The organism is Streptomyces sp. NPDC001348 (assembly GCF_053597535.1).
In genome coordinates this window covers 90,690-109,063 of sequence record NZ_JBSFIK010000009.1, presented here as the reverse complement: position 1 = coordinate 109,063, position 18,374 = coordinate 90,690, and the positions used below count along the sequence as shown (strand labels likewise).

The window sequence follows — 18,374 nt, the reverse complement described above, 5'->3', positions numbered from 1 at the left end:
GAGAAACAGTGGAGAACCTGATCGCGCTGCTGATCGCGGCGCCCCTGCTCGGAGCGGCCGTCCTGCTGGTCGGCGGCCGGCGGCTCGACGCCGTCGGCCACTGGATCGGCACGCTCCTGTCGACCACCTCCTTCGTGTTCGGCGTGATCCTCTTCGCCGACCTCCTGGGCAAGAACGCCGAACACCGCACGCTCACCCAGCACCTGTGGACGTGGATCTCCGTGGGCAGCTTCCAGGCGGACGTCACCTTCCGCCTCGACCAGCTGTCGATGACGTTCGTGCTGCTGATCACCGGCGTCGGTTCGCTGATCCACCTGTACTCGGTCGGGTACATGGAGCACGACGAGCGCCGCCGCCGCTTCTTCGGCTACCTGAACCTGTTCCTCGCCGCGATGCTGCTGCTGGTCCTCGCCGACAACTACCTGCTGCTGTACGTCGGCTGGGAGGGCGTCGGTCTCGCCTCCTACCTGCTGATCGGCTTCTGGCAGCACAAGCCCAGCGCGGCGACCGCGGCGAAGAAGGCCTTCCTGGTCAACCGGGTCGGCGACATGGGCCTGTCGATCGCGATCATGCTGATGTTCACGACCTTCGGGTCCTTCGCCTTCGGCCCGGTGTTCAGCCACGTCGGAGACGCCTCCGAGGGCAAACTCACCGCCATCGGCCTGATGCTGCTGCTCGCCGCCTGCGGCAAGTCCGCCCAGGTGCCGCTGCAGTCCTGGCTCGGGGACGCGATGGAGGGCCCGACCCCGGTCTCCGCCCTCATCCACGCCGCGACGATGGTGACCGCGGGCGTGTATCTGATCGTGCGGTCCGCCGCGATCTTCAACTCGGCACCCGACGCACAGCTCGTGGTCACCGTGGTCGGCGCGGTGACGCTCCTGTTCGGTGCGATCGTCGGTTGCGCCAAGGACGACATCAAGAAGGCGCTGGCCGGCTCGACCATGTCGCAGATCGGGTACATGGTGCTGGCCGCGGGCCTCGGCCCCATCGGCTACGTCTTCGCGATCATGCACCTGGTGACGCACGGCTTCTTCAAGGCAGGGCTGTTCCTCGGGGCCGGTTCGGTCATGCACGGCATGAACGACGAGGTCGACATGCGCAAGTACGGCGGCCTGCGCAAGTACATGCCGGTCACCTTCGTCACCTTCGGCCTCGGCTACCTCGCCATCATCGGCTTCCCGTTCCTGTCGGGCTTCTACTCCAAGGACGCCATCATCGAGGCGGCCTTCGCCAAGGGCGGCACCCAGGGCTGGATCCTGGGCGGCGTGGCCCTGCTGGGCGCGGCCATCACCGCCTTCTACATGACGCGCGTGATGCTGATGACCTTCTTCGGGGAGGAGCGCTGGAGGAACCAGCCCACCCGCTCCCCGGAGGCGCCGAGCGCGGAGCCCGCGGCGGAGCACCAGGGCGAGCACGCGGAGCCGCACCCGCACGAGTCCCCGAAGGTCATGACGATCCCGATGATCGTCCTGGCCGTCGGCTCGGTCTTCGGCGGTGCGTTCTTCAGCATCGGCGACCGCTTCCTGCACTGGCTGGAGCCGGTCACCGGGCACAGCGAGGGCAACTCCCCGGTCAGTGCCTGGGCGGTCACCGGCGCCACCATGGTGTGCCTCGTGATCGGCGTCGGCATCGCCTGGGCCCAGTACGGCCGCAAGCCCGTCCCGGCCGTCGCGCCGCGCGGCTCGCTGCTCACCCGGGCCGCCCGGCGCGACCTGCTCCAGGACGACTTGAACCACGTGGTCCTGGTGCGCGGCGGGGAGCACCTCACGCGGTCCCTGGTCTACGTCGACCACACCCTGGTCGACGGGGTCGTCAACGGCACCGCGGCCTCGTTCGGGGGCCTGTCCGGACGGCTGCGCAGGCTGCAGAACGGCTTCGCGCGCTCCTACGCGGTCTCGATGTTCGGCGGCGCGGCACTCCTGGTCGCCGCGACCCTGCTGATGAGGGCGGTCTGATACCGATGTCCTTTCCCCTGCTGACAGCGACGGCGGCGCTCCCGGCCGTCGGAGCGGTCGCCACGGCCGCCGTACCGGCCGCACGGCGCACCGCCGCCAAGTGGCTCGCGCTGCTGTTCTCGCTCGCCACGCTCGCCCTCGCGATCGTCGTCCTGGTCCGCTTCGACCCGGACGGCGCCCGCTACCAGCTCACCGAGTCCCATGCCTGGATCAAGGACTTCGGGGTCAGGTACGAGCTGGGTGTCGACGGCATCGCGGTGGCGCTCGTCGCCCTGACCGCCCTGCTGATGCCGTTCATCGTCCTCGCGGGCTGGCACGACGCCGACCCGCTGGAGACCGGAAGCCGACGCTGGCGGCCCACTCAGGGCTTCTTCGCGCTGATCCTGGCCGTCGAGGCGATGGTGATCATCTCCTTCGAGGCCACGGACGTCTTCGTCTTCTACATCTTCTTCGAAGCCATGCTGATCCCGATGTACTTCCTCATCGGCGGCTTCGGGGACCACGCCCACGAGCACGGCGAAGAGGCGGCGTCGACGCAGCGCTCGTACGCGGCGGTGAAGTTCCTGCTCTACAACCTGGTCGGCGGTCTCATCATGCTGGCCGCGGTGATCGGTCTGTACGTGGTCGCCGGGAGCTTCTCGCTCACGGAGATCGCCCAGGCACGTACCAACGGCTCGCTGCACATGGCGACGAGCACCGAACGCTGGCTGTTCCTGGGCTTCTTCTTCGCCTTCGCGGTGAAGGCGCCCCTGTGGCCGCTGCACACCTGGCTGCCCAACGCCATGGGTGAGGCCACCGCCCCGGTCGCCGTGCTCATCACGGCGGTCGTCGACAAGGTGGGCACCTTCGCGATGCTCCGCTTCTGCCTCCAGCTGTTCCCGGAGGCGAGCAAGTGGGCGACGCCCGTCATCCTCGTACTGGCGTTGATCAGCATCGTCTACGGTGCGCTGCTCGCGGTCGGCCAGCGGGACATCAAACGGCTGGTGGCCTACGCGTCGATCTCCCACTTCGGCTTCATCGTCATGGGCATCTTCGCGATGACCAGCCAGGGCCAGTCCGGCGCGACGCTGTACATGGTCAACCACGGCATCTCCACGGCCGCGCTGATGCTGGTCGCGGGCTTCCTGATCTCCCGGCGCGGCTCGCGGCTCATCGCGGACTACGGGGGTGTGCAGAAGGTCGCCCCGGTGCTCGCCGGCACGTTCCTGATCGGTGGTCTGGCCACCCTCTCGCTGCCCGGGCTCGCGCCGTTCGTCAGTGAGTTCCTGGTGCTGGTCGGCACGTTCACGCGCCACCCGGTGATCGGGATCATCGCCACCTTCGGCATCGTGCTCGCCGCGCTCTACACCCTCGTCCTGTACCAGCGGACGATGACGGGCCCGGTGAAGCCGGAGGTTTCCGCGATGCCCGACCTCCGCGCGCGTGAGCTGGTGGTCGTGGCCCCGCTGATCGTGCTGCTGATCTTCCTGGGTGTCTATCCGAAGCCCGTTACGGACATCGTCAACCCCGCGGTCAAACAGACCATGTCCGACGTACACAAGCAGGATCCCAAGCCCGAGGTGGAGGCGGCCAAGTGAGCGCAGTAGCCGTCCACAGCCTGTGGACAACAGCGGCCGAACCGATCTCGAAGATCGACGCGCCGAAGATCGAATACGGACAGCTGTCGCCGACCCTGATCGTCGTCGGTGCGGCGATCGTCGGGGTGCTGGTCGAGGCGTTCGTCCCCCGCAAGTCCCGCTACTACGCACAGGTGTTCGTCTCTGCCGTTGCGCTGGCCGCCGCCTTCGCTGCGGTGATCGGCCTCGCGGCCGACGGCTACGGCACCACGAAGGCGCACATCGCGGCGATGGGCGCCATCGCGGTCGACGGGCCGTCGCTGTTCCTGCAGGGCACGATCCTGCTGGCCGGTCTGGTCGGCCTGTTCACCTTCGCGGAACGGCGGCTCGATCCGGCGGCACACGGCAACCGGGTGGACTCCTTCGCCGCACAGGCGGCGTCCGTGCCGGGCAGCGACAGCGAGAAGGCCGCGGTGAAGGCCGGGTTCACCACCACCGAGGTCTTCCCGCTCCTGCTGTTCGCGGTCGCCGGGATGCTGGTGTTCCCCTCCGCCAACGACCTGCTGACGCTGTTCGTGGCCCTGGAGGTCTTCTCACTCCCGCTGTACCTGCTCTGCGCGCTGGCCCGCCGCAAGCGGCTGATGTCGCAGGAGGCCGCGGTCAAGTACTTCCTGCTCGGCGCGTTCGCGTCGGCGTTCACCCTGTTCGGCATCGCGCTGCTGTACGGCTACGCCGGCTCGGTGTCGTACGCGACGATCGCGCACGTCGTCGACGGCACGGTCACCAACGTCGACCCGGCGCTGGCGGGCACGATGGGCAACGACGCGCTCCTGCTGATCGGCGCCGCGATGGTGGTGATGGGCCTGCTGTTCAAGGTCGGCGCCATCCCCTTCCACATGTGGACGCCCGACGTCTACCAGGGCGCACCGACCCCGGTGACCGGCTTCATGGCGGCTGCCACCAAGGTGGCGGCATTCGGCGCGCTGCTGCGACTGCTGTACGTAGTACTGCCCGGCATGCGCTGGGACTGGCGGCCGGTCATGTGGGCCGTCGCGATCATCACGATGCTGGGCGGTGCGATCGTCGCGATCACCCAGACCGACATCAAACGGCTGCTGGCCTACTCGTCCATCGCGCACGCCGGATTCATCCTCGCGGGTGTCATCGCGACCTCGAAGGACGGTGTGTCGTCCGTCCTCTTCTACCTGGCCGCGTACTCCTTCGTGACGATCGGCGCGTTCGCCGTGGTGACCCTGGTGCGCGACGCCGGCGGTGAGGCGACGCACCTGTCCAAGTGGGCGGGTCTGGGCCGCCGGTCGCCGCTGGTGGCGGCTGTGTTCGCGGTGTTCCTGCTGGCCTTCGCCGGTATCCCGCTGACCTCCGGATTCGCCGGGAAGTTCGCCGTCTTCAAGGCGGCGGCGGAGGGCGGCGCGGTCCCGCTGGTCGTGATCGGCGTGATCTCCTCGGCGATCGCGGCGTTCTTCTACATCCGCGTGATCGTGCTCATGTTCTTCAGCGAGCCCCGGCCCGAGGGCCCCACCGTCGCCGTGCCGTCCCCGCTGACCATGGCGGCGATCGGCGTGGGCGTGGCGGTGACGCTGGTGCTCGGCGTGGCACCGCAGTACTTCCTGGACCTGGCGAGCCAGGCCGGGGTGTTCGTGCGCTGACCGTATGCGAAGGGCCCCGGTGCTTCCCTCCCGGAGGCACCGGGGCCCTTCGCATGCCCGGCCTGTGGATAACTCCGGCGCTGTCACCGCGGAGCCCTATCGTGGACGCAGTGGTCGTCGGACGACGTACGGGGGACACGACGATGGGCGGGACAGGCGGGATCGGCGAGATGCCAGGGACGACGGACAGCGAGACGCTGGCCACGCTGCACCGGGTCTTCGGATACGAGGCCTTCCGCGGCGAACAGCAAGCGGTCATCGAGCATGTGGTGGCGGGCGGCGACGCCGTCGTCCTCATGCCGACCGGCGGCGGCAAGTCGCTGTGCTACCAGATCCCGTCCCTGGTCAGACCGGGTACCGGCATCGTCGTCTCGCCGCTCATCGCGCTCATGCAGGACCAGGTCGACGCCCTGCGCGCGCTCGGGGTGAACGCCGGGTTCATCAACTCCACGCAGAACTTCGACGAGCGACGCGTGGTCGAGGCGCAGTTTCTGTCCGGCGAGCTGGACCTGCTCTACCTGGCGCCCGAGCGGCTGCGCCTGGAGTCCACCCTCGACCTGCTCTCCCGGGGCAAGATCTCGGTCTTCGCCATCGACGAGGCGCACTGCGTCTCCCAGTGGGGCCACGACTTCCGGCCCGACTACCTGGCCCTCTCCCTGCTCGGCGAGCGCTGGCCGGACGTGCCGCGGATCGCGCTCACGGCGACGGCCACCCACGCCACCCACCAGGAGATCACCCAGCGGCTGAACATGCCGACGGCCCGCCATTTCGTGGCGAGCTTCGACCGGCCCAACATCCAGTACCGCATCGTGCCCAAGGCCGACCCCAAGAAGCAGCTCCTCGCCTTCCTGCGGGAGGAACACGCCGGCGACGCGGGCATCGTGTACTGCCTCTCACGCAACTCGGTGGAGAAGACCGCCGAGTTCCTCACCCGCAACGGCATCGACGCGGTGCCCTACCACGCCGGCCTGGACGCGGGCACGCGCGCTGCCCACCAGTCCCGGTTCCTGCGCGAGGACGGCCTGGTCGTGGTGGCGACCATCGCCTTCGGCATGGGCATCGACAAGCCGGACGTGCGGTTCGTCGCCCACCTCGACCTGCCCAAGTCGATCGAGGGCTACTACCAGGAGACCGGCCGCGCGGGACGGGACGGCCTGCCGTCGACGGCCTGGATGGCGTACGGCCTGAACGACGTCATACAGCAGCGCAAGCTGATCCAGTCCGGTGAGGGCGACGAGGCGTTCCGCCGCCGGGCCGCCGCCCACCTGGACTCGATGCTCGCCCTGTGCGAGACGGCCCAGTGCCGTCGCGGCCAGCTGCTCGCCTACTTCGGCCAGGACCCGGACCCGGCCGGCTGCGGCAACTGCGACACCTGCCTCGCACCGCCGGAGACCTGGGACGGCACGGTCGCCGCGCAGAAGGTGCTGTCGACGGTGGTGCGGCTGCAGCGGGAGCGCGGGCAGAAGTTCGGTGCCGTGCAGATCGTGGACATCCTGCTCGGCAAGCGCACCGGCAAGGTGATCCAGTTCGACCACGACCAGCTGTCCGTCTTCGGCATCGGCGAGGACCTCGGCGAGGGCGAGTGGCGGGGAGTCATCCGGCAGTTGCTGGCCCAGGGACTGCTCGCGGTCGAGGGGGAGTACGGCACGCTGGTGCTCACCGAGGCGAGCGGAGCCGTACTGCGCCGGGAGCGGGAGGTGCCGCTGCGCAAGGAGCCGAAGAAGCCGGTGGCCTCACGGACCTCGTCCGCCGGGCCCTCCGGCCGGGGCGAGCGCAAGGCGAAGACGGTCGCGGCCGAGCTGCCGGAGGAACTGCTCCCCGCCTTCGAGGCACTGCGCGCCTGGCGTGCCGAGCAGGCACGTGAACAGGGCGTTCCCGCTTACGTCGTCTTTCACGACGCCACACTCCGGGAGATCGTCACGGCATGGCCGACTTCGGTGGCGCAACTGGGCACCGTCGGGGGTGTCGGGGAGAAGAAGCTGGCGACGTACGGCGAGGCTGTCCTCGAGGTCCTGTCCTCCCTGGACGCCCCGACCGCGGACCGTCCGGCCCCGGCCACCGCGGACGAGGACTGGCCGGAGCCGGACGAGGAGCCGGAGCCGGATCCCGACTGGATATAGGGCCGGAGCGCGTCACACCCCCCGCGCCGCGTACGCCCTGACGTCCGCGTCCGCGTCCGCCGTGACCGTGGCGAGGGCCATCCGGGCCTCCGCTGTGGCGTTGTGCCGGGTCAGGGCGAGCACCGCCGCCTTGCGCACATCGGCATTCGGGTCGGCGAGCGCCTTGGCCAGAGCGGGCACGGCCGTGTCGGCGGACGCGGCGGACAGGGCCGTGGCGGCACCGGCGCGTACCTGCCACGCCGGGTCGGACAGGGCCGCCACGGCACGCGCGGCGAGCGGTGCCGGGCAGCCGACCCTGGCCAGAGCCCCCAGCGCGGCACCGCGCACCAGCGGATCGGCGTCCACGATGAGGCCGTCCAAGGTGCCGGTGAGCAGCCCCAGAGCGCTAGTGGCCGGCGCTGCCGAGTTGACTGCGGACAGCGCCTTGGCGACGGTGACGCGCACTTCCCGGGAGGGGTCGTCCGCCGCACCGGCCAGCGGTTCGACCGCGTCCACCGAGACAAGTGCACGTACGGCCTCGATACGGACGGCGATGTCGGCGTCGTCCAGTGCCCCGGCGAACAGGTCGGCGTTCCCCAGGCGCAGGGCGCGGAGCACGTCCAGGGCGGCGGCGCGGACAACGGGGTCGTCGCCGGCGAGTGCCCTGGTGAGGGCGGCACCGAGAGCGGGCTCGGCCGGAAGGGTCTCGACCAGCTCGCGCAGAGAGGCCGCGGCGGCCGCCCGTACGCCGGTGTCGGGGTCGTTCAGGGCACTGGCGAGTGCCTGCCCGGTGCCGGGCGGCACGGTCTCGGTGAGGACCGACACCGCCGTACGCCGCACGGAAGGGTCGGGGTCGGTCAAGTACGGCTCGATCGCGGTCAGTTCGGGCTCCTCCTCGGCCAGTTCCAGCAGCTGAAGCAGCCGGGGTGAGGCGGTCCGTCCCGAGTCGCGGTCCGCGGCTTCGGCGACGCGTGCGGAGTCCGGGCCTGTCGCCACCGGCGCCACGTCCCGGGGCCCTGCCGTGGCCATGTCCTCGGCCTGGACCTCGCCCAGGTACCGGGACGGGCCGCCTACCGGGGTGAATTCATCGACCGGAACCAGATAGGGAGCCACGGGACGTGCCGTGAACTCCATCCCACCAGAGGGGGACTTGTGCAGATCGAGATGATGGAACCAGGACGCGTCGTCACGCCGGGGATGGTCGAGACGGTCGTGGTAGAGACCCCAGCGGGACTCCGTGCGGGCGAGGGAGGCGCGAGCGGCCATCTCCGCGCAGTCGCGGATGAAGGTGACCTCCGCGCACCGCATCAGCTCGTGCGGGGTGCGGGCGCCCATGTCCGCGATGTCCACGTGCATCCGCTCGAAGGCCTCCAGGGCCAGCGACAGCCGGGCCCCGGACTTCGGCGGGGTCACGTAGTCGTTCACGAAGCGGCGCAGCTTGTACTCGACCTGGGTTTGCGGCGGGCCGTCCGGGTTGCGCAGCGGGCGGTAGATCAGCTCGTGCGCCTCCCTCAGTTGGTCCTGCGGAAGCTCCCCTTCGTACGCCCGGTACCGGGAGGCGTCCGCCCCGGCCAGATCGCCGAAGACGAAAGCCCCGATCATGTAGTTGTGCGGGACGCATGCCAGGTCACCGGCGGCGTACAGGCGCGGGACGGTGGTACGGGCGTGGGCGTCGACCCGCACGCCGGAGGCGGAGTGACCGCCGCACAGGCCGATCTCGGAGATGTGCATCTCGACGTCGTGGGTGCGGTAGTCGTGGCCGCGCCCGGCGTGGAAGGTGCCGCGGGTGGGCCGCTCGGTGGAGTGCAGGATGGACTCCAGAGCGGAGACCGACTCCTCGGGGAGGTGGCTCAGCTTCAGGTAGACCGGGCCGCGGTCGCTGGCGACCTCGGCGGAGAACTCGGCCATCATCTGCCCGGACCAGTAGTCGGAGTCGACGAAGCGCTCGCCGTGCCGGTTGACCTGGTAACCACCGAAGGGGTTGGCGACGTAGGCGCAGGCCGGCCCGTTGTAGTCCTTGATCAGCGGGTTGATCTGGAAGCACTCGATACCGGTGAGCTCGGCGCCCGCGTGGTAGGCCATGGCGTACCCGTCACCGGCGTTGGTGGGATTTTCGTAGGTGCCATAGAGGTAGCCGGAGGCGGGCAGGCCGAGGCGGCCGCAGGCGCCGGTGGCGAGGATCACCGCGCCCGCGCGGACGGTGACGAACGCGCCGGTGCGGGTGTGGAAGCCGACGGCGCCCACGGCCCGCCCGTCGTCCGGCGCCGTCAGCACGCGCACCGGCATCACCCGGTTCTCAATGCGTATCCGCTCCCGCATCTCACGACGCCGCAACTGCCGGTACAGGACCTTCTTGACATCCTTGCCTTCCGGCATCGGCAGTACGTACGAACCGGAGCGATGCACCTGGCGGACCGCGTACGCGCCATGCTCGTCCTTCTCGAACTTGACCCCGTACGACTCCAGGCGCTGGACCATCGCGAAGCCGCGGGTGGCCGTCTGGCGGACGGTGGACTGGTCGACGATGCCGTCGTTGGCGCGGGTGATCTCCGCGACGTAGTCGTCGGGCTCGGCACGGCCCGGGATGACCGCGTTGTTGACGCCGTCCATGCCCATGGCCAGCGCGCCGGAGTGGCGGACGTGGGCCTTCTCCAGGAGCAGGACGTTCGCACCTCGCTCGGCGGCGGTCAAGGCGGCCATCGTGCCGGCGGTTCCGCCGCCGATGACCAGGACGTCGCAGGTCAGCTCCTCGGCGTCGGTGACGGCGGGGATCGCCAGGGGAGCCTGCGCGGGGGCGTTCGCGGAGATGGTCACCAGGGTGCCTTTCAGGTGCCGAGCGAGGAGAGGACGGTGCGGCGCAGGGCCGTGCGGGCCGGGTCGTCGAGGGCGCCACGATCGCGAGGGCGCGGTACCTCGCGTACGGCGGCCACGCGGCCGGCGCCGAGGAGGACGACCCGGTCGCCGAGGAACAGCGCCTCGTCGACGTCGTGGGTGACGAAGACGACCGTCGCGCCCGTGCCGCGCAACACCTCCACCAGCAGGTCCTGCATCCCGGAGCGGGTCTGGGCGTCGAGCGCGCCGAAGGGCTCGTCCATGAGGACCGCCCGGGGGCTGCCGGCCAGCGCACGGGCCAGCTGCGCCCGCTGGCGCTGCCCGCCGGAGACGCGGTGCGGCAACTGCCGTGCCTGTGACGTGAGTCCGACACGGGAGAGCCAGGACTCGGCCTGGGAACGACGCTCGGAGCGCGGAACTCTCCTGATGGCCAGCGGAAGTTCGACGTTGGCGCGCAAGGTGCGCCAAGGCAGCAGGGCGTCCTCCTGGAAGACCAGCGCGCGGTCGGCGCAAGGCCCGGCCAGCGGGCTGCCGTCCTGCTCCACCGACCCGGCCAGCGGGGACAGCAGCCCGGCCAGCGTGCGCAGCAGCGTCGACTTGCCGCAGCCGGAGGGGCCGACGACCGTGAGGATCTCGCCGGGGGCGACGTCCAGGCGGACGTCGTGCAGGACGGGGCCGTCCGACCGGCCGAGGACGGCGGCGCGCAGGGTGAGCCGGGTGCCGCGTACGGGCTGCGGTGCTGTCGCCGCCGGTGCGGCGGAGGTCTCGACCGTGTCAGACGAGGTGCTCATCGCGCGCCTCCTGCTCGGACTCGTCATGGCCCTCGTGCTGGGCCTCGGGCTGGTTCTCGGGCTTGCCGTCGGCTGGCACGGCCGGGACAGTGACTGGGGGAGCCGGAGTGCGGGATCGGCCGCCGGAGACGTACGAGGTGCGCGGCAGCCAGCGGGTCAGCCGACGGCCGAGAAGTTCGACGAGAGTCGAGGTCACCCAGCCGAGTACGCCGATGGTGACCATGCCGACGAACACACCCGGGTAGTTGACGATCGTGTAGTCCTGCCAGGTGCGGTAACCGACGCCGTACTGGCCGGAGATCATCTCGGCGGAGATCACGCAGATCCACGAGACGCCGATGCCCACCGACAGGCCTCCGAAGATGCCGGGCAGCGCCCCCGGCAGGACCACGGAGCCGAGGATCCGCCACCGGCTGCCGCCCATGGTGCGTACCGCCTCCTCCCAGACCGGGGTGAGTGCCCGGACCGCGTGCCGGGTGGAGACCAGCACGGGGAAGAAGGCGGCGGTGCAGGTGATGAAGACGATGCCCTGTTCGTTGGAGGGGAAGAGGAGGATCGCGACCGGGACGAGAGCGATCGCCGGGATCGGCCGGATCACCTCCAGGACCGGTCCGAGCAGGTCCTCGGCGAGGTGCGAGCGGGCCACGAGCACGCCCGTCGCCACGCCCAGGACGGCCGCGAGCGCGAAGCCGGTGACAATCCGGGTGAGGCTGTCGGTCAGGTCGGTCCAGTAGTCGCTTCCGGAGAGCCGGTCGGCGAAGGCATGGGCGACGTCGGTGACCGTGGGGAACTGCGAGAAGCGCAGCCACAGATCGACTTTCATGGTGGTCAGCAGCTGCCAGAGGCCGAGCGCGGCGGCCAGGGACGCCACCCGCAGCGCATACCGGGCGAGCGGGCGCCGGGCGGTCACGACGCCCGCCCGAGAGCGTCGGCGTACGAGACGGTGCGGGCGCCCTGGTGCGCGGCGACGTATGCCTCGGCGGTCGCTGGGGTGACGAACGGGAGCAGTTGGTCGCCGTCGGCCACCCACACCGCCTTGTCGGCGAACCACAGGGTGCCGGTGGTGGCGTCGGGAACGTACGCGGCGCGGATGCCGTCCCTGTGCCCGGCCACATAGGCGAGCAGCGCCTTCGGGGACTTGAAGCTCGTTGTCTTCTCGGCCCCCTTCGTCCACACCTCGCTCGCGGACGGTGCGGGGGCCGCGGCGAGCTCCTTGGTGTAGGAGGAGCCGAGGGCCTTCTTCACGTACTGGTCGTCCACGAAGGAGTCGACGTCGATGTCACCGGTCAGCTTGGCGGCTTTCAGGACCGACACGTCCTGCTTGAGCGCGGAGACGAGCTGCGGCTTGACGGCGGGGTCGAAGGTGGAGATGCCGTGGGCGCCGTTGTAGAGGTAGACGACCTCTGCGGGCAGGCCGGTGGCCTTGGCGACCTTCTCGGCGGCGAGGACGGGATGGGTGTCGAGGTAGCCGGTCGCCTGGGCCTGGGCTTTGAGGAAGGCCTGCAGGACGGCGGGCCGCTGCTTGGCGAAGTCATCGCGGGCGGTGACGCCGTGGAAGGTGGGAAGGTTCAGCTGGGCGCCGTCGTACAGGGCCTTCGCTTTGCCCTGGTAGGCGAGCAGGCCGGGCCAGGCCACGAACTGTGACAACGCGTCGATGCTGCCCGCCGAGAGGGCCGAGGCGCCGACCGCGGGCTGCTGGTTGAGTTTGGATATGCCCTTGTTCGGGTCGATCCCGGCTCGCTGCAGGGCCCGTACCAGGGTGCCGTCGGCGGCGGAGCCGATGCTGGTGGAGACCTTCTTGCCCTTGAGGTCCTTCAGGGAAGTGAGTTTCGAGTCCGGGGCGGTGACGATGGTGTTCAGGCCGCCGCGGAGGTTGTAGCCGGTGACGGACACCAGGTGGGTGGGGCGGCCGAGCTGCTTGCCGCGGGCGGCGTTGAGCAGCAGCGGGAAGTCGCCCATCGAGCCGATGTCGATCTTCCCGGCGGTCATCTGGGCGGTGATGGGGGCGCCCGTGGCGTAGTCCTGCCAGTCGACCTTGTAGGTGTGGCCGTCGTGGAGGGCGTTGAGCTGCTTCTCGAAGTAGCCGAGGGAACGCAGGAGCGTGCCCGCGGTGACCGTGTTGATGGTCTTGGACTGGTAGCCGACGGTGATGGTGACCGTGGAGCCGTCACCGGCCTCCGCTGTGCCGCCGCAGGCGGAGAGCGGGAGCAGCAGGGATGCCGCGGACAGGGCGATCGCCGTGCGTGTTGCCGTGCGCTTCATGAGAGTTCGGGCCTTTCACCGGAGCAGGTAGGGCATGTTGACCGTGACGGCTCCGGTGGGGCAGCGGGCCGCGCACGGGCCGCAGTACCAGCACTCGTCGACGTGCATGTACGCCTTGCCGTTGGTCTCGTCGATGGCGAGGGAGTCCAGCGGGCACATGTCCACGCAGAGGGTGCAGCCGTCGATGCACTTCGACTCGTCGATGGTCACGGGCACGTCGGCCCGCTGGGGCGCCAAGGGCATGGCTGTCTCCAGGAAGGTCGAGCTCTAGGGGAAGAGGGGTGTCAGAGGCAGCGGTGCAGCAGGCCGCTCATGGTGATGCGGTCGCCGCGGAAGCGGATGAACTCCAGGTCGACCGGGCGGCCGTCGGCGAGGTGGGTGAGCCGTTCCAGCATCAGCACGGCCGCGCCGCGCGGGGCCTCGAGGACGGTGGCGGAGTGCGCGTCCGCGTTCACCGCCTCCAGCGTGATCTCGGCGTGGCCGAGGCGCCGGCCGGTGGTGGCCTCGAGAAGGCGGAACACGTCGGTGTTCTCCAGGTCGGCACCGAGCAGGTCGGTGCCGATGTCCAGTGGGATGTAGGTGAGGTCGAGGGAAAGGGGCAGGCCGCCCAGACGGCGCAGACGTTCGATGTAGAGGACGTCGGCGCCGGCGGGGATCCGGAGGCGTTCGGCCACCGGGGCGGGCGCGGGAGCGGGGCCCATGGTGCGGACCTCGTTGGTGACGCGGCCGTGTTCGCGGAGGGTTTCCGCGAGGCCCATCAGACGGTCGAGCCCGTGGGGGTACTTCCGGGCGACGACCACGGTGCCCACGCCGGGCAGGCGGTCCACGAGTCCCTCGGCGCGGAGCAGGTCGAGGGCCTGGCGGACGGTGTTGCGGGAGGCGCGGTAGTCGGCGGCGAGGGCGGATTCGTGGGGGAGTGTGCCGTCGGGGTGGGCGCCGCTGAGGATCTGATGGCGGAGGAGATCGGCGAGCTGCCTGGCCTGGTCCGCACGCAGCCGGCGACGCGTCCGGTGGGCGGCGACCGTGGTGGCGGCGCCTTGACCGGCGAGGTCTCGGATGCGGTCGGCGGGTGGCATGTCGTGAACCATACCGAGCCGGTAGGGAAAGTCGTGTTGCTGGAGTGTTGCGCCATCTGACGCAGCGACCGGTTGTGGTGCTGAGCTGGGATTTTGCCTGCGGCTGGAAAGAGATGCGCCACTTGCGGCGTGATCGGCAGGCCCGCCAGGCGGCGTCAGGACAGTGCCGACAGGCCAGGAGCGAAGGTGATCAGCAGCGGCAGTAGCGGCACCAGTGCCGCCACCGTGGTGGTCAGCGCGCGCTGCCTGCGCAGCAGCCGCGGCGGGGGTTCCAGGAGGCGGTCGACGCGTTCGCCCAGGAGCCGGCGGCTGGAGGAGCAGGAGAGCACACCCCGGTGCTGGTTCAGCTCGATCAGGGCCAGGGCGGTGGTGAGGTGGCCGCAGCGGCGGGAGGCGGCGTCGTCGGCGGCCAGCTCGACCAGGCGGTGGGTCTGGTCGCAGAAGTGGGCGAACAGCGGGACACGCGGGAAACCGGTGGCGAGCGCGGTGGACAGGTGCAGCAGCCAGTCGTGGTGGGCGCGCGCGTGGCCGCGCTCGTGGGTGAGGACGGCGTCCAGCTGGTGGTCGGTGAGCCGCTGCAGGGCGCCGGTGGTGACGACCAGCTGGGGCGGGTGCCCCGGCATCCACCAGGCGTCGGGGTACTCGTCCTCGAGCACCAGCATGGGGCCCCGCGCGGCAGGCAGCCCGGCGGGCAGCTCCGGCGCGCGTTCGCGCAGATGGGCCCGGGTCACGCCGCGACGCCGACGGGCCTCGAAGAGCTCGCGGCCGAGCATCGCGGTGGTCCACGCGGCCCCGCAGGCGAGCAGCACGGTGAGCGAGACGGCCCAGACCGGGGCCGCGGACAGGTCGTACGCGGCGGTCACTGCGGGCGGCGCGGGCGCGAAGACGCGGTCGCGGACTGTGTGGAAGACGGCGGCGGCACCGAGCACGAGCGCGGTCAGACAGCACAGCAGCACGGTGGCGACGAGGCACTGCCAGACCCACAACGCGACCACGGGATCCCGTTCGGGCCACGCGGCCCGGGTCAGCGCGCGCGGCACCGGCACGGCGGCCGTCAGGGCGACGACGCTGAGCAGGAGCAGGCAGACGGTCATGCCGGGGGCTCCGGTTCCTGGTCGGAGACAGGGCGGACGGAGGGCTGGTCCGGGTGGCGGTTCAGATGGTGCACGCTGTTACGCCAGTATGACGCCGACGGGGCCCGGAGTCAGTCGTCGGCGGCAAACACAGGCCGATCTCGCCCCCCCGCCCGCTATTCCCGCAACATCCCCCTGAGAGCCCCCGCACCTCGTGGCCCGCCGCGCCGAGAGCTCGGGCCTCCGCCGTCAACCTACGTGCCGGATCGGCGAGTTCGGCCGGATCGGGACGCCCTGCCGGTGCCGGCGGCCTGCCCGGGTGAGCAGACCGTGCCCAGGGCAGGGCACGGTCACCAGGGCCACAACCGCCGGCGGTCGGAGCATGTCGTTCGCCGTGGCGCCCACGAAGGCGTCGCACGTCATGGTCACGGGTGCGCCCGAGGCGGCCGAGGCCGCGCCCAGCAAAGAGGAGGAGAGCACCAGTCCCCGGGCCGCGAGATACGGACTCCGGGGAACTCGTGTCAACTGCTTGCCACAACCCGGCCGCTGACCTCGCCCAGCCCCACCCGGGCCCCGCCCGCCCCGGGGGCCCACGCCGACAGCGTCACCAGGTCGCCGTCCTCCAGGTAGGTTCGCTTGCCGTCCGGGAGTTCGAGCGGGTCCCGCCCGTTCCAGGTCAGCTCCAGCAGCGAGCCGCGCTGCCGCTCCCCGGGCCCGCTCACGGTCCCCGAACCGTACAGGTCACCGGTGCGCAGGGAGGCTCCGTTCACGGTCATGTGCGCCAACTGCTGGGCGGCCGTCCAGTACATGGTGGAGAAGGGCGGCTCGGACACCGTATGACCGTTGATCGCGACGGAGATCCGCAGGTCGTAACCGCCGGGCCCCTCGCCGGAGTCGTCCAGGTAAGGGAGCACCGGGTGGGTCCGCGCGGGCGGCGCCACCCGTGCGTCTTCCAGGGCTTCCAGCGGGGTGATCCACGCCGACACCGACGTGGCGAAGGATTTGCCGAGGAACGGTCCGAGGGGCACGTACTCCCAGGCCTGGATGTCCCGCGCCGACCAGTCGTTCAGCAGGGTCAGTCCGAAGACGTGCTCGCGGAAGTCGCCGAGCGGAACCGCTTCGCCCCACGTCGAGGGCACGCCCACGACGAAGCCGACCTCGGCCTCGATGTCCAGGCGGGTCGACGGCCCGAACACGGGGGCCGGGTCCCCGGGAGCCTTGCGCTGGCCGTGCGGCCGTACGACGTCGGTGCCCGACACCACGACCGTGCCAGAGCGGCCGTGGTAACCGATCGGGAGGTGCTTCCAGTTGGGGGTCAGGGGTTCCTCGGCGTCCGGGCGGAAGATGTGCCCCGCGTTCAGGGCGTGGTGTTCGGAGGAGTAGAAGTCGACGTAGTCGGCGACCTCGAAGGGCAGGTGGAGGGTCACCGCGGACAAGGGATGGAACAGTCGTTCGATATCCTTCCGGTGCGCGGGTACCGTCACCCAGGCGGTCAGGGCCCGTCGCACGTCCGACCACGCCGTGCGCCCGGCGGCGAGCAGCGGGTTGAGGGTGGGGTGCGCGAGCAGGGAGGCGTAGGGCGAGCCGAGTGCCCGCGCCGCCGCGCCCGCGTCGAGCACATGGTCGCCGAGCCGGACGCCGACGCGCCGCTCGTCCGAGCCGGCCGGGGAGAACACGCCGTACGGGAGGTTGTGCGGGCCGAAGGGGTCGCCTTCGGGGACGTCGAAGGGGGGCATGGAGTGCTGCCTCGCTCTCATCCAGTGCCGTCACTGCAGGCCGTTGCATGTGGTCGGGCCACACGTTACGGGTGAGTCTCGAGTCCTGGCAGGGTGTCAGGCAGGGTGGCGCATTTGTCTGAAGAGTTTGCAATGTCTGACGGTTACAGGGGGAGCGGCCAATTGCCACCACACGGCCCCGGCCTCCGGTCCCGGCCTCGGGCCCCGGCCTCGGGCCCCGGCCTCGGGCCCCGGCCTCGGGCCCCGGCCTCGGGTCCCGGCCTCGGGTCCCGGCCTCGGGTCCCGGCCTCGGGCCCCGGCCTCGGGCCCCGGCCTCCGGCCCCTTCTCGATCGGCCTTCTGGTTTCACCGGCCCCCCGGCCGCGGCGTCCTGCCGGTCCCGGCGTGCGCTTCGTTCGCGGCACCGAGGTGACTCACAAAGCCCGGCGAAGTACCTGGCGGCGGCGCAAGGCTGAGGCTGGAAACGGCGGTGAGTTGCCGGGGCACGGTGTCCGTATTCTCTGGTCATGGCCGCACCCCCCGGATATCCGCTCCCCGCCTTCACCCTCGTCGCGACCGATCTCGACGGAACGCTCCTGCGTGGCGACGACACCCTCTCCGACCGTTCCCTGGCCGCCCTCGCGCGGGCCGGGGAGGCGGGCGCCCGCCACCTCGTGGTGACCGGGCGCCCGGCGCCGCGGGTGCGGCCGCTGCTCGACGACCTCGGTGGCGGGGGACTCGCTGTGTGCGCGCAGGGGGCGCAGGTGTACGACGCCGGTGCCGGCCGCCTGGTGTGGTCGGTCACCCTGGACCGGGAGCTGGCCGAGACCGCGCTCGGCAAGATCGAGGCAGAGGTGGGGGAGGTGTACGCGGCCGTCGACCAGGACGGAGTCGACGGGCTCACGCTCATCGAACCCGGCTATCTGATGCCCCACCCGACGCTGCCCGCCGTACGGGTCCGGCGGCGCGACGACCTGTGGTGCGAGCCGATCAGCAAGGTCCTGCTGCGCCACCACACGCTGACGGACGACGAGTTGGCTGCCACGGCCCGCGCGGCCGTGGGCTCGCTGGCGACGGTCACCATGTCGGGACCGGGAACGGTCGAGTTGCAGCCGTGCGGCGTGACCAAGGCGACCGGGCTGGCGCTGGCCGCCGACCACCTCGGGCTGAGCGCCGAAAAGGCGGTCGCCTTCGGGGACATGCCCAACGACATCCCGATGTTCGACTGGGCCGCGCACGGGGTGGCCATGGCCAACGCCCACCCGGAACTGAGGGCGGTGGCGGACGAGATCACCCTGTCGAACGAGGACGACGGCATCGCCGTCGTCCTCGAAAGACTCTTCCCCTGA

The 18,374-nt window shown here is 70.8% G+C and carries 13 protein-coding genes; 5 read left to right on the top strand and 8 right to left on the bottom strand.

Annotation, left to right across the window (positions count from 1 at the left end; all coding sequences use genetic code 11):
* The first annotated feature begins 8 nt into the window (after window positions 1-8).
* The 4 genes from nuoL to recQ all read left to right on the top strand — a co-directional run bounded on the left by nuoL (window position 9) and on the right by recQ (window position 7,298).
* A complete protein-coding gene (gene nuoL / locus ACWC21_RS12460) occupies window positions 9-1,955 on the top strand; it encodes an NADH-quinone oxidoreductase subunit L (protein ID WP_450880837.1) in 1,947 nt (648 codons plus the stop codon).
* Window positions 1,956-1,960: 5 nt separating this feature from the next.
* Complete coding sequence (locus ACWC21_RS12455; RefSeq protein ID WP_450880835.1) at window positions 1,961-3,532, top strand: NADH-quinone oxidoreductase subunit M; 1,572 nt, start codon at window positions 1,961-1,963, stop codon at window positions 3,530-3,532.
* On the top strand, window positions 3,529-5,178 hold the full coding sequence (gene nuoN / locus ACWC21_RS12450) for an NADH-quinone oxidoreductase subunit NuoN (RefSeq protein ID WP_450880833.1): 1,650 nt from the start codon (window positions 3,529-3,531) through the stop codon (window positions 5,176-5,178). Before ACWC21_RS12455 ends, nuoN begins: the two co-directional genes overlap by 4 nt.
* 143 nt (window positions 5,179-5,321) lie before the next feature.
* Window positions 5,322-7,298: a DNA helicase RecQ gene (gene recQ / locus ACWC21_RS12445; RefSeq protein WP_450881074.1), complete on the top strand. Its 1,977-nt coding sequence runs from the start codon at window positions 5,322-5,324 to the stop codon at window positions 7,296-7,298.
* 12 nt (window positions 7,299-7,310) lie between these two features.
* Here the strand turns inward: recQ and ACWC21_RS12440 are convergent, their stop codons facing one another.
* From ACWC21_RS12440 to fahA, 8 genes are all read right to left on the bottom strand, one after another.
* Window positions 7,311-10,091: a fumarate reductase/succinate dehydrogenase flavoprotein subunit gene (locus ACWC21_RS12440; RefSeq protein ID WP_450880831.1), complete on the bottom strand. Its 2,781-nt coding sequence runs from the start codon at window positions 10,089-10,091 to the stop codon at window positions 7,311-7,313.
* 11 nt (window positions 10,092-10,102) lie between these two features.
* Window positions 10,103-10,900: an ABC transporter ATP-binding protein gene (locus ACWC21_RS12435; protein ID WP_450880829.1), complete on the bottom strand. Its 798-nt coding sequence runs from the start codon at window positions 10,898-10,900 to the stop codon at window positions 10,103-10,105.
* Window positions 10,884-11,810 carry an ABC transporter permease gene (locus ACWC21_RS12430; protein WP_450880827.1) on the bottom strand — a complete coding sequence of 309 codons (927 nt, stop codon included), beginning with the start codon at window positions 11,808-11,810 and terminating at the stop codon, window positions 10,884-10,886. The genes ACWC21_RS12435 and ACWC21_RS12430 overlap by 17 nt, the downstream gene beginning before the upstream one ends.
* Entirely contained in the window at window positions 11,807-13,162 is a 1,356-nt protein-coding gene (locus tag ACWC21_RS12425) for an ABC transporter substrate-binding protein (protein WP_450880825.1), read from the bottom strand. Before ACWC21_RS12425 ends, ACWC21_RS12430 begins: the two co-directional genes overlap by 4 nt.
* Window positions 13,163-13,177: 15 nt before the next feature.
* Window positions 13,178-13,405, bottom strand: coding sequence for a 4Fe-4S dicluster domain-containing protein (locus ACWC21_RS12420; RefSeq protein ID WP_031166915.1), 228 nt, complete (start codon window positions 13,403-13,405; stop codon window positions 13,178-13,180).
* A 41-nt stretch (window positions 13,406-13,446) separates the two neighbouring features.
* Window positions 13,447-14,238, bottom strand: coding sequence for a GntR family transcriptional regulator (locus tag ACWC21_RS12415; protein ID WP_450880823.1), 792 nt, complete (start codon window positions 14,236-14,238; stop codon window positions 13,447-13,449).
* A 155-nt stretch (window positions 14,239-14,393) separates the two neighbouring features.
* Window positions 14,394-15,332, bottom strand: coding sequence for a M56 family metallopeptidase (locus tag ACWC21_RS12410; protein ID WP_450880821.1), 939 nt, complete (start codon window positions 15,330-15,332; stop codon window positions 14,394-14,396).
* A gap of 500 nt (window positions 15,333-15,832) precedes the next feature.
* Window positions 15,833-17,047, bottom strand: a complete 1,215-nt coding sequence (gene fahA / locus ACWC21_RS12405; protein ID WP_450880819.1) for a fumarylacetoacetase — start codon at window positions 17,045-17,047, stop codon at window positions 15,833-15,835.
* A gap of 505 nt (window positions 17,048-17,552) precedes the next feature.
* Here fahA and ACWC21_RS12400 point away from each other — a divergent pair.
* A complete protein-coding gene (locus tag ACWC21_RS12400) occupies window positions 17,553-18,374 on the top strand; it encodes an HAD family hydrolase (RefSeq protein WP_450880817.1) in 822 nt (273 codons plus the stop codon).